Raw genomic sequence first — 13,464 nt, forward strand, 5'->3', positions numbered from 1 at the left:
TGCGCTGGGCACAGCGTGCGTGCCGTCGACCCATAGTCAAATTTCTGCGGGCAGTAGCCACAATTCCTTGGTGCCGACAACAACAGCACCGGACTGTTTTCCTTCATCTATTTGATTTTACATAATACACATTGTCGATTAATCGTGAAGCTGCACGAACGGTGGATCACCGCCTTGAAACCCGTGCCGCACATGGGAGAAAACTCAAATCCCTTTACCGGTATTTGGGCTTCACCGCATCCACCCTGGCTTCCTTTTTGAGAGTCTCCGAAGGAACGGTCTATCGCTGGCAGCGCTCCGGCGATTTTCCGTTCGCTGTGATCCGATTGCTTCGGGTTATGAGCTACCAGGAACTGCCAGGAAAGACCTGGGAAGGCTGGCACTTCAGTCGAGGCACGTTGTGGGCGCCTGAAGGCCATGGATTCGTCGGCAAGGACTTCTCGTGGCTCAACCTGACGTACCGCAGGGCTCAGATGTTCGGCTTGCTCTACCTCGAGCGCCAAGACCTGCGCGAAAAGCTCAAGGAGGCTCGCGCAGAACTGGCCTAGTCCGGAAAACAGGCCATCACTGCCCAGGGCCGCGCTGGTGTCCTAAAACTCGCCGTGTGGGGATTGTGATGGACCGCGAGCGCGGCGGATTGACCACGGCGGGGGCTAGAGGGCGCGACGTAGGAGCGCGCGGTTTCGATCACGGATGAACTGCTGGCGAGCCTGCAACCTGACGACACGCAGTTTCCTTGGCGCGCTCAACAGGCCGCGCAGCAGCAAAAAGGTGCCCAATGTTCGAGAAACCCATGAAGCGAAAGCCACGCGTTTGCCTCAAGCTCGAGCAAGCTGGCTTGATCAGCATTGTTGAATTGCCAATGCTGATCAAAGAATTGGAAGTTCGAACAAGCTACGGTGGGAGTCAAAACGGCCGGTTCGGTGGTGCGCAGGCCCGGACCAGGGATGCGGCTAATCGCGCACCCTGCCCTTTGCGGTTTAGCCGCGCAGCTTTGCGTTGAAAAACTCCACCGTACGCTGCCACGCCAACTTGGCCGCCTCTGCATCGAAGCGCGGCGTGGTGTCGTTGTTGAAACCGTGCTGCGTGCCCGGATAGCTGTGGGCTTGGTAGGGCACGCCTGCGGCCTTCAGCGCTTCTTCGTACTTGGGCCAGCCGGCATTGATGCGTTCATCCTGCCCGGCATAGTGGATCAGCAAGGGCGCGCGAATCTTGCCGACTTCTTCGGCCGGCGGCTGTCCGCCATAGAACGGCACGGCGGCAGCCAGGTCCGGGATCTGCGTGGCCAAGTAGTTAGCCATGCCACCACCAAAGCAAAACCCGACGACGCCGATCTTGCCATTGCATTCGGACAAGGTTTTCAGTCCCTGTGCGGCGGCCATGAAATCGGAGCGCAGCTTGCCGGCATCCAACTGAGCAAACAGCGCCCTCGCCTTGTCTTCATCGCCCGGATAGCCCCCCAATGAAGCCAGCCCGTCTGGGGCATAGGCGAGAAAACCATCCAAGGCTAGCCGCCGCGTAATGTCTTCGATATGCGGATTCAGGCCGCGGTTCTCGTGCACCACCAAGACGGTGGGCAAGGGCCGCGAGGCGCCGGCTGGCTTGGCCACATAGCCTCGCACCTCGCCATGTCCCTTGGGCGACGCAAAACTCTGCATGCGCGTTTGCAGCCTCGCGTCGTCGGGCTTGACTTGCTGCGCCTGCGCAAACTGGGGGCTTAGGCTGGCCAACAAGGCCGCCGCACCGGCCGCGCTGCCGGCATAGCGGCTGGCCTGGTCCAAGAAGCCGCGCCGACTGAGGTCGCCGTGCACATATTGATCAAACAGTTGCAGCACCTCGGCTTGGAAGTCCTGAGCGGTTAGACGTTGGGTCATGGTCGGCACTCCTTTTGGTGCAGGCAGTTTATGCGCAGACAGCGGGCGCACGTGGCATGGCTGTTCGTCCCCCGGCGGGATTTCGAATGCAGTCAGCGTTGCCAGCGGTTTGCGTCCTTGGGTCGGCTTGGTCCTCTAGTTTTGGCTTGGCCCCTGGGGTCATTGGATTACGTAAATATATTTCTGATATTCTTTTGCAAATCCAAGCAGAAATACGCCCACCATGACCACAAGCAGCAAACCCAATTTCATCGCCGGCGAATGGATTGAAGGCGCCAGCACGCGCCCGAATATCAACCCCTCGGACACGCGCGACACCCTCGGCCACTACGCCCAAGCCAGCAGTGAGCAAGCTGAGCAGGCCATTGCCGCCGCCCACGCCGCCGCGCCCGCCTGGGGCCTGAGCACACCGCAGCAGCGCGCCGACGCACTGGACAAAATCGGCAGCGAAATCCTCGCTCGCAAAGACGAGTTGGGCGAATTGTTGTCACGCGAAGAGGGCAAGACCCGCCCAGAAGGCGTGGGCGAATTTGCTCGCGCCGGCGCCATCTTCAAGTTCTTTGCCCAGGAGGCGCTGCGCCTGCGTGGTGACAAGTTGGCCTCGGTGCGGCCGGGCCTGGAAGTTGAAATCACCCGCGAGCCGGTTGGCGTCATCGGCCTGATCACGCCCTGGAACTTCCCCGCTGCGATTCCGGCCTGGAAGATTGCGCCAGCCTTGGCCTTCGGGAACTCAGTGGTCTTCAAACCGGCCGAATTGGTGCCCGGCTCGGCCTGGGCGCTGAGCGAGATCATCAGCCGTGCCGGCCTACCGGCTGGCGCCTTCAATCTCGTGATGGGCCCCGGTTCGGTGGTCGGCCAGGCCTTGTTGCACGATCCGCGCGTCGATGCCATCAGCTTCACCGGTTCGGCCGGTACCGGCGCACGCATCGCTCAGGCGGCGGTGTCGCGCGGCGCCAAGTTTCAGTTGGAGATGGGCGGGAAGAACCCCTGTGTGGTGCTGGACGATGCCGACCTCGACAACGCCGTCAACTGCGTCCTGCAAAGTGCCTTCTTCTCCACCGGCCAGCGCTGCACGGCCTCCTCCCGCATCATTGTGCAAAAAGGCATCTACAGCCGCTTCGTCGAGCGTCTGGGGGCGGCCACCCGAGAGTTACGCGTCGGTCACGCGCTGGAGGCCAGCACCCAGATCGGCCCGGTGGTGGACGCCAGCCAATTGGCCCAAGACCTGCGCTACATCGCCATGGCCAAGGAAGAAGGTGCGCGCCATGTCTGCGGGGGCGAGGCTCTGCTACTGAGCACGCCGGGGCACTACCTCAGCCCCGCGCTGTTCGCCGATTGCGACAACCGCATGCAGCATTGCCAGGAAGAAATCTTCGGCCCGGTGGCCAGCGTGATCCCTGCCGACAACTACGAGCATGCACTGGCCCTGGCCAATGACACGCCGTTCGGCTTGTCCAGCGGCATCTGCACCACCTCGCTCAAACATGCCACGCATTTCAAGCGTCATGCCCAGGCCGGCATGGTGATGGTGAATGTGCCGACGGCGGGTGTCGACTACCACGTGCCCTTTGGCGGCCGCAAGGCCTCCAGCATGGGCCCGCGCGAGCAAGGCAGCTATGCCGCCGAGTTCTACACGACGGTCAAGACCAGCTATATCCAAGGTTGAGAGCGCATGCAAAGTTCATTCAAACCCTCGCCGAAGCTGCCGCCCAAGACGCAGCAGGACTCCGCCCTGCGCTGGGCCACAACACTGCTTGCGCTGAGTGCGCTAAGTGCATTGAGCGCCTGCAGCACCGCGCCGCAAGCCCCTGAGGCTGGCTCGGTGGATCAGGTCTTGAACCGCGGCCACCGCTGCAGCACGAGCTTGACCCTGCGCTCGCAAGCCTTGAGCGCCGATCAGCAAAGCTCGATCTGCACCGAGCTGGCCGCCGTTGAGCAGCGATTTCACCGGGTCTTCTTGACCGAAGGTCGGCCGGTCAAGAACGATCTGAACAGCTCGCTGCGTGCCAATATCTATGCCTCGAACGAGGACTTCAGCCGTTATGCGGGCAAGCATTTCAATATGCCTACCGACAACGGCGGAATGTATCTGGAGGGCCTACCCGATCAGCCGGGCAACCAAGCGGAGTTCATTGCCAACCAGCGCAAGGACGGCAGCGTGCGCAACTTGGCACACGAGTATGTGCACTACCTCGACGGCCGTTTCAATCTGCATGGCGATTTCTGCGCCGTCTTGCATGACTCGCATTCGCCGCCGGAAAACTGCGCCCGCCCGGCCCCGCTGACGCCCTACTTGGTGTGGTGGACCGAGGGCGTGGCCGAGTACATCGCCCATGGCGACAAACTCAGCGCCCGTCAACGCGAGCAAGCTGCGGCCAAGACCTTTGCGCTCAGCCAGTTGTTTGACACCGGCTACGAAAAAAACACAGGTGAGGCCCGGGTCTACAGCTGGGGCTATCTGGCCGTGCGCTTCATGATGGAGCGGCACCGCGCCGACATCGAACAAATGCTCGGTTTGACCCGCGTGGGCGACTATCCTCGCTACCAGGCCTTGGTACGGCAATGGGGTACGGCCTTTGACGCCGAGTTCGCCGCCTGGTTGGCAGAATTGGTGGCGAGCCAGCCCTGAGTCCCAAGCCAATTTACTTGATCTGTTCTGACGTTGAAGCGGAGTGAAGTAAAGCATGTGTACCGTGATCGCCATCGGCCCCCAGGCCAGCCTTGACGGCTCCACCCTGCTGAGCCACTCCGACGCGGGGCAAGACTCGCGCGTGCGCAAGATCGCGGCGCAAGACCATCCGCCCGGCGCCAAGGCGGCGGTCCACTATGGTTTGCAAGAGATCCGAAGTTCAGACCTGAGCGACTTCGGCGAGGTGCTGGGCGAGATCGAACAGGTGGCGCACACCTACGCCTACTTTCACTCGGCCTACTCGCACATCAACGAGCATCAGCTCGCCATCGCCGAAAGCACCACCTCGCAGCGACCCGAGCTGCGCTGCGTGCGAGGCGAAGGCGAGCAGATCATGACGGTCGAGCAGGCCATGGTCTTCGCCCTGCAGCGCTGCCGTAAGGCTCGCGAGGCGGTGCAACTGATCGGCGCGCTGATGGAGGCGCATGGCTTTCTCAGCTCTTGTGGCGACGGCAGCGAATTGCTTTGCATCGCCGACCCGGACGAAGTCTGGGTGATGGAAATGCTGGGTGTCGGCAAAGGCTGGCAAAAGCGCAGTGGCCAGCCCGGCGCCATTTGGGCGGCTCGCCGCATGCCTGCGGACCATGCGCTGGTGGTCGCCAACTGGAGCATCTTGCGTGAGCTTGACTTAGACGACCCGGCCAAGGTCTTGGCCTGCGCGCATGTGCAGCGTTATGCGCAGGAGCGCGCTTGGTTCGATCCGAGTTCGGGTCGGCGCTTTGACTGGCAGCAGGCCTATATTCCCTTGCCCCATGAATGGGCCAGCTCCCGGCTTTGGCGCTTCTACTCGGATGTGTCGCCCAATTTGCGCCCCTGGCCCGAGCGCCAATTGGCGGGCGACCCCTATCTGACGCTGGATGCCTATCACCAGGTGGTGGAGCCGCTGGACATCTACCCCTTTTCGGTCAAACCGGAGCGCTTGTTATCGCTGCAAGATGTGATGAACTTCCATCGCTCGACGCTGGAGGGCACGATTTACGACAGCACCGAGCAGCCAGCTTGGTGGGTGAGCAACGAGCAGGGTCGGATGGTCAAAAGCCCCTTGGCCACGCCCTTCCCGAGCGCAGATCAACGGCGGCTGCTGAAGCTGACCTATCGACGCCCGGTGGCGCGGCACTTTGGCTATTACAGCGGCATCTGTCAGCTAAGAAAAACGCTGCCGAATGATGTTGGTGGCGTCTATTGGTTGGCCTTGGGAAATCCGCTGGTCAGCACATGGGTGCCCATGCATATCGGCATCGAAGCCGTGCACGCCAGTTTCAACCGTTATGACCCGACGCAGTTCGACGAAGACTCGGCACGCTGGTGCATCGAGTTTGTCGACAATCTGATGCAGCTGCGCTTCCAACAGGCCTTGCCGCTGCTGAGCGAGATGCGCGAGGCCTTTGAGGCCGAGCGAGCCGAACGTTGGCAAGCGCTGGAGGCGTCCCTGCGACTTGAACCCGAGCTGGCAAACCGGCGCCGGCTCTGCAACGAATTCGCGCTAGAGGCGATGGCAGCGGTGCCATCACTTTACCGAGAGATTCGTCACCGCCTGATCGTCAAGCTGAACCATTGCCGCGCCACTTGAGGCGCCTTTTGGAACGGACAGCGCAGACGAAGCAGCTGCCCCTGTCGGGCGCTGCTCTTTCTTGCTGGGTTCAGGCTTGGCAGTCGAGCAGATCGTCAAAGCCCATCACGTCTTCGTCTTCGGCCTCGTCGACCATGCGATCAAAGTCGGCATCGGCCAGCTTGCTCTTGGCGATCAGCGGCTTGTCCAGGGGACGGTAGACCCGGCTGTGCAGACGGTTCAGGCGATCGGAATGCTCCATCGCGCGAACCACCAACTCGGGGTTGAGCAGCATGGCGAAGGGGCTTGCAAGTTGGGTGCTCAGCATGATGGAACTCCGTATCGGTTGCGTTTCAGGATGTATGCAACTGTAGGGAGTCCGGGCTCTTGCACACAGTCGGCTGCCCGCCAAAGCGCTTGTCAGGCAAAGTCCTACGGCCTTGCTGCGGGGCCAAACCCGCTTTGTAGGGTTCCGAGCGGCGCCGAAGTCAGCGCAACTTGTGAATTAGCTTTTTGTGCACATCCTCGCGACCGGCCCTTTCGACGAAGTCGGCTGCGGACAGGCCCTTGTCGTTGCGCAAGGAGGCGTCCGCGCCGGCCTTCAGTAGCTGCGCCGGCAAGTCGATCGCGCCATAGCCTGCGGCCAGCATCAAGGGCGTGCTGCCGTTCGGTGAGCGGGCGTTGATCTGCGCTCCTTGTTCCAGCAACCAGAGGGCCACGCCGTTGTCTGGCCCGCTGCAGGCATAGTGCAGCGGCGTCCAGCCTTCGCGATTGATCAGCGCGCCGCGTTTGACCAGTTTTTGTGCCCAGTCCAGGCGGCCCTTGATAGCGGCCAGCATCAGCGGCGTCTCTCCCTTGGCGTTCGGGCTGTTCACATCCAACAGCGGCGTGCCGAGCAAGCTCTCAAACGCCTTGCCCGAATCCTCTCGCATGGCAATCTCAAGCGCCAAGCGGCCGCGGCCGTCTTTGCCATTGGGGTCAACACCGCGCAGCAGCAGGCGGGTGATGTTGTATCCATCGTCAAGCTCCGCTGCCATCACCAAGTCGTCAATCGGTGCGGCCAGCGCGGGCAGGACCGGCGAGCACAAAGCTGCAACAAGAATCGATGCGCGCAACGCCCTCATCTCACACTCCCCTGCCCTCAGGCCAAGCCAAACAAGCGGCGCGTATTGGCGCTGGTCTGTGCCGCCAATTCGGCGATCGACACGCCCTTCACCGTCGCCAAGGCGGCCGCCACATGGGGCACGTAGGCGGGGCTATTGGTCCGGCCGCGGTAGGGTACCGGCGCCAGATAGGGGCTGTCGGTCTCGATCAAGAGGCGCTCCAGCGGCAGCGCCGCCGCCACATCGCGCAGGCTCTGGGCATTCTTGAAACTGAGGATGCCCGAGAAGGACACGTAATAGCCGCGTTCGATGGCGGCCAGTGCCACCTCGACGTTCTCGGTAAAACAATGAAACACGCCGCCGGCCTGCTCGCCGCCCTCTTCGTCCAGCACGCGCAAGGTGTCGGCGGCGCTGCTGCGGGTGTGGATCACCAGCGGCTTGGCGGCCTGTCGGGCGGCGCGAATATGGGTGCGAAAGCGCTCGCGCTGCCACTCCATATCGGCCTCGATACTGCGCCCGTTCAAACGGTAATAGTCGAGCCCGGTCTCACCGATGGCCACCACCTTGGGGCTGGCAGCGGCTGCCACCAACTCGGCCACGCTGGGTTCGTGAACATCTTCGTTGTCGGGATGCACACCGACCGTGGACCACAGCTGCGCATATTCATCCGCCAGGCTCTTGACGACAGGGAACTCCTCCATCGTGGTGCAGATACAGATGGCCTGCTCGACCTGGGCGGTCAGCATTTCGGCCAAGATCTGCGGCAGCTGCGCGCGCAGCTCGGGGAAACTCAGATGGCAGTGGGAATCGATGAACATCGCGACGGCAGAAAGAAAGGCAAAAGGTAGAGCAGACGGCGGCCAAGGACAGGCGTGGCCGCGAAGCTCAGATAGTTTGGGTAGGCTTGGAGGAAGAAATCTGCGTGCCCAGGATTTCTTCGATCTTCAGCTTGATCAAGCGGCTTTTTTCATCCGAGGGGAAACGCACGCCAACACCCTGGGTGCGGCCACCGGAAGCATTGGCCGGCGTCAACCAAGCAATTTTGCCGGCCACCGGATAACGTTGGTTGTCATCGGGCAGGGCCAGCAGCAGATAGACGTCCTCGCCCAAACGGTATTCGCGGTTGGTCGGCACAAACAGGCCGCCATCGGTGAACACCGGCATATAGGCGGCGTAGAGCGCGCCCTTTTCCTTGAACACCAGCTGGATCACGCTTGGCCGCGGGCCGGCCGCGGGCACATTGGTGGAGGGCAGCTCGGCCTTGAGAGAGGCTGGAGGATTCTTAGAAGGCAAGTCGCTCATGACGGCAAGTGTAGCGAAGCCCCATTGACGATGTCAGCGCAGGTCAGCCCAAGTCCAACATCAGGGCCGCCGCGGCGCGGCCGCGCGTTGCATCCCCTGTGCACGCAGCGCCTGCTGCCCCTGCGCCACCAGCGACTCCATCAACAAGCCGGTGTTGAGCGGATGCTCGGCATGCCGGGCGGCACGCCGCAGGGCGGCATCCCATTCGTGCAGTGCGGCGCTGTGCTTGGGGCTCGGCAGCGATTCGGCCGGGAAGAAACTGGGGGCCGCGCCATGTGAGCGCCGGATCAAGTCGTGGCAAAGACGTTGCAGGGCATCGATGGCGCGTGGCTGCGGCCAGTCGGCCAGGGCCTGCGCCTCACCGCGTGCCACCCGTTGTGGCAACTGCTGCCAGGCGGCGGCCCGCAGGCCGGCCTCAAACCAGTCGCGCGCCTCTTGCGGCCGTCCGCCAGCCGCATCCAACAAAATCTCCGCGCCCTCCACGCCTTGGGCGTTCAACCAGGTCAATGCAGCGCCGCGCTCGGGCAGGCCCAGGGGCAAGGGTTGGCAGCGGCTGCGGATGGTCGGCAGCAAGGCCTGCGGCGCCGAACTGGCCAGCACAAAACGCAACAAGCCGGCCGGCTCCTCCAGCGTTTTGAGCAAGGCATTGGCCGCCACGGTATTCAAGGCCTCGGCCGGATACACCACCACCACCTTGGCCCGGCCCCGCGCCGAGGTGGCCTGGCTGAAGCTCAGCATGGCGCGAACCGCGTCGATCTTGATTTCTCGGCTGGGCTTGGTCTTGCTGGCCTTGGGCTCGCCGTCGCGGCCGGTCTCGGCGTCCGACGCCCAGCCGAGTTGCTCACGCAGGGCTTCGGGCAACAGCAACTGAAAGTCGGGGTGCGTGTGAGACAGAAACAGGTGGCAGCTGGCGCAATGCCCGCAGGCCGTCCCGTCCGGCTGCGTGCTTTCGCACAACCAGGCCTGCGCCAACAACAAGGCCAGATCAAACTGGCCGACGCCGGCCGGCCCTTGCACCAGCAAGGCATGTGAGCGGGCATTGGCCAGCGCCTGCCGCAGCGGCTGATCTAGCCAAGGCAAGGGCTGCACCAAGGGTGCGTCGGCACCATCGGATTTTTCTCGCATGTCGGCGCTCCGGCTCACCATCCGCGTGATTCCATCACCGCGTTGATCTGGGCCGCCACTTCGGCCACCGTCAAACTGGCATCGATGCGCGCGAAGCGCGCAGGCGCCGCGGCAGCTCGCGCCGCATAACCAGCCCGCACGCGCTCGAAAAACTCCAGGTCTTGCGCCTCAAAACGGTCCGCCTCGCGCGCGGCGGCGCGGCGCTGGGCCGCCACCTCGGCAGGCAAGTCGAACCAAAGCGTCAGATCCGGCTGGCGGCCGCCCTGCACCCACTGCTCCAGCGTGGTGAGCACGCTCAGATCCATGCCGCGGCCATGGCCTTGGTAGGCAAATGAAGCGTCGGTGAAACGGTCGCACAACACCGTCTGGCCGGCCGCTAGCGCCGGTTCAATCAGTGTCTGCAAATGGTCGCGTCGGCCGGCGAACACCAGCAGCAATTCGGTCAGGCTGTCCATCGGACGATGCAAGAACAACTCGCGCAGCGTCTCGGCCAGCGGCGTACCGCCCGGCTCGCGGGTGTTCACCACCGAAGCCCCGGCGGCCTTGAGCCGCGCCGTCAAGGCGTCAATATGGGTCGACTTGCCGGCCCCGTCTATGCCTTCAAAACTGATGAATCTGCCTGCCACGTCTGCTTTCAATTGCGGCCAGAACGGCCGCGCTGGTATTTGTTGACCGCGCGATTATGCGCGGCCAGGTCTTCGCTGAATTCACTCGAACCGTCACCGCGAGCCACAAAGTACAGCGCACGGCTGCGCGCCGGGTGCAAGGCCGCCAGCAAGGAGGCGTTGCCAGGCATCGCAATCGGTGTCGGCGGCAAGCCGCCGCGGGTGTAGGTGTTGAAAGGCGTGTCGCTTTGCAAATCGCGCTTGCGCAAATTGCCATCGAAGCTCTCGCCCAGGCCGTAAATCACCGTCGGGTCGGTCTGCAAGGGCATGCCGATGCGCAAGCGGTTGATAAAGACCGCGGCCACCAGCGCACGGTCTGCCGCCGCGCCGGTTTCCTTCTCAATGATGGAGGCCAGGATCAGGGCTTCATCGATGTTCTTCAGGGGCAGGCCTTCGCTGCGGCCAGCCCAGGCGGTGTCGAGCCGTTTTTGCATGGCCCGGTGGGCCCGCTTGAGCACGGTCAGGTCGCTGACGCCGCGGCTATAGGCGTAGGTGTCGGGGAAAAAGCGGCCCTCGGCGGGCTGGCCGGGTGCTCCCAACAGGGTCATCAACTCGGCCTCGCTCAAGGCAGCGGTCGTCTGTTTCAAGGCCGGTGACTTTTGCAGCGCGGCGCGCATCTGGCGCAAGTTCCAGCCCTCGATCAGGCGCAATTGCTCCAGCACTTCGTCGCCGCGCACCATCTTGCCAAGCAAGTCGCGCGGCGTATCGCCCTGGTGGATCTCATAGCTGCCGGCACGAATCTGACGCGCCTGGCCCGACCAACGGAACCATTGATACAGCAGGCGCGCATCGTCTTGCACGCCGGCCGCGGCCCAGGCCTGCGCCACCTCGCGCGGCGAACTGCCGGCCTCGATCGACAATTCCACCGAGGGCGCGTTCAGGCTGAGTGGCGCTTGCAGCCACCACCAGCCCCAGGCCAGCACCGCGCCGCCGGCCAGCAACACCAGCATCATCAGTCTGGCCAAAAATTTCATCGTGCTCTGTGCTCCTGATTGCTGCTTTAAGCCCTTGCGCTTGGGCCAAGAATCGGGGGCTGATGATAATCGCGCCTATGAACACCATGAATACAAGCCACAACACCAACGCCCCCCAAGGCGCCGCACGCCTGAGCGACTGGGGCCTGATCCGGGCCGCCGGCGAAGATGCCGCCAAGTTTTTGCACAGCCAGTTGACCCAGGACTTCGCCTTGCTGGGCCTGAATGAAGCCCGCCTGGCCGGTTTTTGCTCGGCCAAGGGCCGTTTGCTGGCCACCATGATCGGCTGGAAAACCAGCGAGCAGGAAGTCTTGCTGGCCCTGCCGGCCGAAGTGCTGCCGGCGATTTTGAAGCGCCTGTCCATGTTTGTGCTGCGCGCCAAGTGCAAGCTCAGCGACGCCTCCGCCGATCTGCAGCTCTGGGGCCTGACCGGGCCGGCCGCCGAGCAATGGTTGGGCGACCTGGCGCCGCAAGCCCGCTGGGCGCTCGGCCACAAGGACGACGCCACGCTGATTCGGCTGCCCGAAGCAGCCGGACAATCGCGCTTTTTGCTGGTGCAGGCGCAGAGTGCCGCCGGCACTGCCAGCCCGCCCTTGCCCAAGCTCGACGCCGTGGACTGGCAATGGTTGGAGCTGCAAAGCGGCCTGGCCTGGGTGCGCACGGCCACCAGCGAGCAATTCGTGCCGCAAATGCTGAACCTGGAGTTGTTGGGCGGTGTCAGCTTCAAAAAGGGCTGCTACCCCGGCCAAGAGGTGGTGGCGCGCAGCCAGTACCGGGGCACGCTGAAACGCCGCACCTATCTGTATGAGTTGAAGGGTCAGGCCTTGCCTGGCCAAGAAATCTTCCATAGCGAAGACCCTGGGCAGCCGGCCGGCTTGGTGGCCAATGCCGCCAGCAAAGACGGCCGCAGCCTGATCCTGGCCGAAACCAAGATTGCGGCGCTGGAATCGGGCAGCCTGCATTTGGGCAGCGCCGAGGGACCGTTGCTGCAGTTGCACGCCCTGCCCTATGCCTTGACGGAGCCGGAGTGAACGCAGCGGCTGCGCTGGTGGAGCTTTACGTCTACTACAAGCTCGCGCCAAGCCAAGCTGATGCCGCGCGACGCGCCTTTGAAGCGGCCGCCGGTGGTGCGGGGCGCCTATTGCAACGCGAGGAGCCCGGGACGGAGCTGCTGACCTGGATGGAGATCTACCGCGGCCCGGAGCCCCAAGTTACAGGCTTGGAGGCCCTTGTCGCGCTGGCGCTAACACCATTCATCAGCGGGTCGCGCCATCTGGAACGCTTCCGACCGATGTCGACGGGGCCTACAGAACCCTGACCATCTCCACGTGGCCAATGCCGGCTTCCTCGAAAACCGGGCCACGCTGGACAAAACCGGCGCGGCTGTAAAAGCCCGCCGCCGACATCTGTGCATGCAGGAGCACCTCGCGATAGCCCTGCTGACGCGCGGCCTGCATCAGCGCCTCCAGCACCTCTCGCCCGATGCGGCCGCCGCGCATGCTGCGCAACACCGCCATACGGCCGATCTTGGCGACACCCGGCACATGGGGCAGCAAACGGCCGGTGGCGAGGGCTACGCCCAGGCGATTGAACGCCACCGCGTGCAAGCAAGTCGCGTCGGCCGAGTCCCATTCCATGTCGGCGGGGATCTTTTGCTCGTCGACAAAGACGGTCTGGCGGATGGCGCCGGCCGCCGAGCCCAGCTCGGACCAATCACCTAGACGCACATCGACCACACTGTGCCCGGCCTCAAAGGCCTCGACCACCGCACGCAGCTCGGTTGGCACAGGCTTTGGGCTTTGCGTCTGCGCGTCGGCAAAGACATAGACCAAGTCGCCGCCCACCAACAAGTCACCGGCGCGAAACACCGCGCACTCAACCTGCATGGAACTGCTACCGATACGCAGGCAGCGAACACCGACCTCAAGTTGATCGTCATAACGCGCCGAACCCAGGTAGTCCAAGGTGGCCTTGCGCACGAATAAATCACCGCCCAGGGCTCGCATCGTGTCGATATAGGGCAAGGCCAGCGCGCGCCAGTAGGCGCCGACGGCGGTGTCAAAGTAGCTCAGGTAATGACCGTTGAAGACAATCTGCTGGGCATCAATTTCAGACCAACGCACCCGCAGGCGTTCGGTAAAGCGAAAGTCCTTGGGTTTGAGTTCGGTGCTTTCGGTGCTCAT

At 63.3% G+C, this 13,464-nt stretch carries 15 protein-coding genes; 6 read left to right on the forward strand and 9 right to left on the reverse strand.

Features of this window, described 5'->3' with window-relative positions; genetic code table 11:
* Positions 1-131: 131 nt before the first annotated feature.
* On the forward strand, positions 132-548 hold the full coding sequence (locus WG899_RS01930; protein WP_339593927.1) for a DUF3653 domain-containing protein: 417 nt from the start codon (positions 132-134) through the stop codon (positions 546-548).
* Between the two features lie 432 nt (positions 549-980).
* On the opposite strand, the gene WG899_RS01935 is transcribed toward WG899_RS01930, so the two are convergent.
* Positions 981-1,874: a dienelactone hydrolase family protein gene (locus WG899_RS01935; RefSeq protein WP_339593928.1), complete on the reverse strand. Its 894-nt coding sequence runs from the start codon at positions 1,872-1,874 to the stop codon at positions 981-983.
* A 223-nt stretch (positions 1,875-2,097) separates the two neighbouring features.
* On the opposite strand from WG899_RS01935, the gene WG899_RS01940 reads away from it, so the two are divergent.
* From WG899_RS01940 to WG899_RS01950, 3 genes are read left to right on the forward strand one after another with little or no spacing between them, the layout of a single operon-like run.
* Positions 2,098-3,540 (forward strand): aldehyde dehydrogenase family protein, encoded by a 1,443-nt coding sequence (locus WG899_RS01940; protein ID WP_339593929.1) that lies wholly within the window; start codon positions 2,098-2,100, stop codon positions 3,538-3,540.
* A 6-nt stretch (positions 3,541-3,546) separates the two neighbouring features.
* The gene (locus WG899_RS01945) at positions 3,547-4,503 is read left to right on the forward strand and encodes a collagenase (protein ID WP_339593930.1); all 957 of its coding nucleotides are present in this window, start codon (positions 3,547-3,549) and stop codon (positions 4,501-4,503) included.
* A gap of 55 nt (positions 4,504-4,558) precedes the next feature.
* Entirely contained in the window at positions 4,559-6,133 is a 1,575-nt protein-coding gene (locus WG899_RS01950; protein ID WP_339593931.1) for a dipeptidase, read from the forward strand.
* Positions 6,134-6,203: 70 nt separating this feature from the next.
* Here the strand turns inward: WG899_RS01950 and WG899_RS01955 are convergent, their stop codons facing one another.
* The 7 genes from WG899_RS01955 to mltG all read right to left on the reverse strand — a co-directional run bounded on the left by WG899_RS01955 (position 6,204) and on the right by mltG (position 11,281).
* Positions 6,204-6,440, reverse strand: coding sequence for a hypothetical protein (locus tag WG899_RS01955; protein WP_339593932.1), 237 nt, complete (start codon positions 6,438-6,440; stop codon positions 6,204-6,206).
* Positions 6,441-6,600: 160 nt separating this feature from the next.
* Entirely contained in the window at positions 6,601-7,236 is a 636-nt protein-coding gene (locus WG899_RS01960) for an ankyrin repeat domain-containing protein (protein ID WP_339593933.1), read from the reverse strand.
* Between the two features lie 17 nt (positions 7,237-7,253).
* Positions 7,254-8,033, reverse strand: coding sequence for a TatD family hydrolase (locus tag WG899_RS01965; RefSeq protein ID WP_339593934.1), 780 nt, complete (start codon positions 8,031-8,033; stop codon positions 7,254-7,256).
* Between the two features lie 67 nt (positions 8,034-8,100).
* Entirely contained in the window at positions 8,101-8,517 is a 417-nt protein-coding gene (locus WG899_RS01970; protein WP_339593935.1) for a PilZ domain-containing protein, read from the reverse strand.
* 60 nt (positions 8,518-8,577) lie between these two features.
* Complete coding sequence (gene holB, locus WG899_RS01975) at positions 8,578-9,642, reverse strand: DNA polymerase III subunit delta' (RefSeq protein ID WP_339593936.1); 1,065 nt, start codon at positions 9,640-9,642, stop codon at positions 8,578-8,580.
* A gap of 14 nt (positions 9,643-9,656) precedes the next feature.
* A complete protein-coding gene (gene tmk / locus WG899_RS01980) occupies positions 9,657-10,268 on the reverse strand; it encodes a dTMP kinase (protein ID WP_339593937.1) in 612 nt (203 codons plus the stop codon).
* An 8-nt stretch (positions 10,269-10,276) separates the two neighbouring features.
* Entirely contained in the window at positions 10,277-11,281 is a 1,005-nt protein-coding gene (mltG, locus tag WG899_RS01985) for an endolytic transglycosylase MltG (protein ID WP_339593938.1), read from the reverse strand.
* 86 nt (positions 11,282-11,367) lie between these two features.
* Between mltG and ygfZ the strand changes: the two genes are divergently transcribed.
* Positions 11,368-12,312 carry a CAF17-like 4Fe-4S cluster assembly/insertion protein YgfZ gene (ygfZ, locus tag WG899_RS01990; RefSeq protein ID WP_339593939.1) on the forward strand — a complete coding sequence of 315 codons (945 nt, stop codon included), beginning with the start codon at positions 11,368-11,370 and terminating at the stop codon, positions 12,310-12,312.
* A complete protein-coding gene (locus tag WG899_RS01995; RefSeq protein ID WP_339593940.1) occupies positions 12,309-12,599 on the forward strand; it encodes a DUF4936 family protein in 291 nt (96 codons plus the stop codon). The genes ygfZ and WG899_RS01995 overlap by 4 nt, the downstream gene beginning before the upstream one ends.
* Here WG899_RS01995 and WG899_RS02000 read toward each other — a convergent pair.
* Positions 12,586-13,464, reverse strand: a complete 879-nt coding sequence (locus WG899_RS02000) for a YbgC/FadM family acyl-CoA thioesterase (RefSeq protein ID WP_339593941.1) — start codon at positions 13,462-13,464, stop codon at positions 12,586-12,588. The two genes, WG899_RS01995 and WG899_RS02000, sit on opposite strands and share 14 nt — an antisense overlap.

This window comes from Paucibacter hankyongi (genome assembly GCF_037482915.1).
In the GTDB taxonomy this organism is placed as follows: domain Bacteria; phylum Pseudomonadota; class Gammaproteobacteria; order Burkholderiales; family Burkholderiaceae_C; genus Paucibacter_A; species Paucibacter_A hankyongi.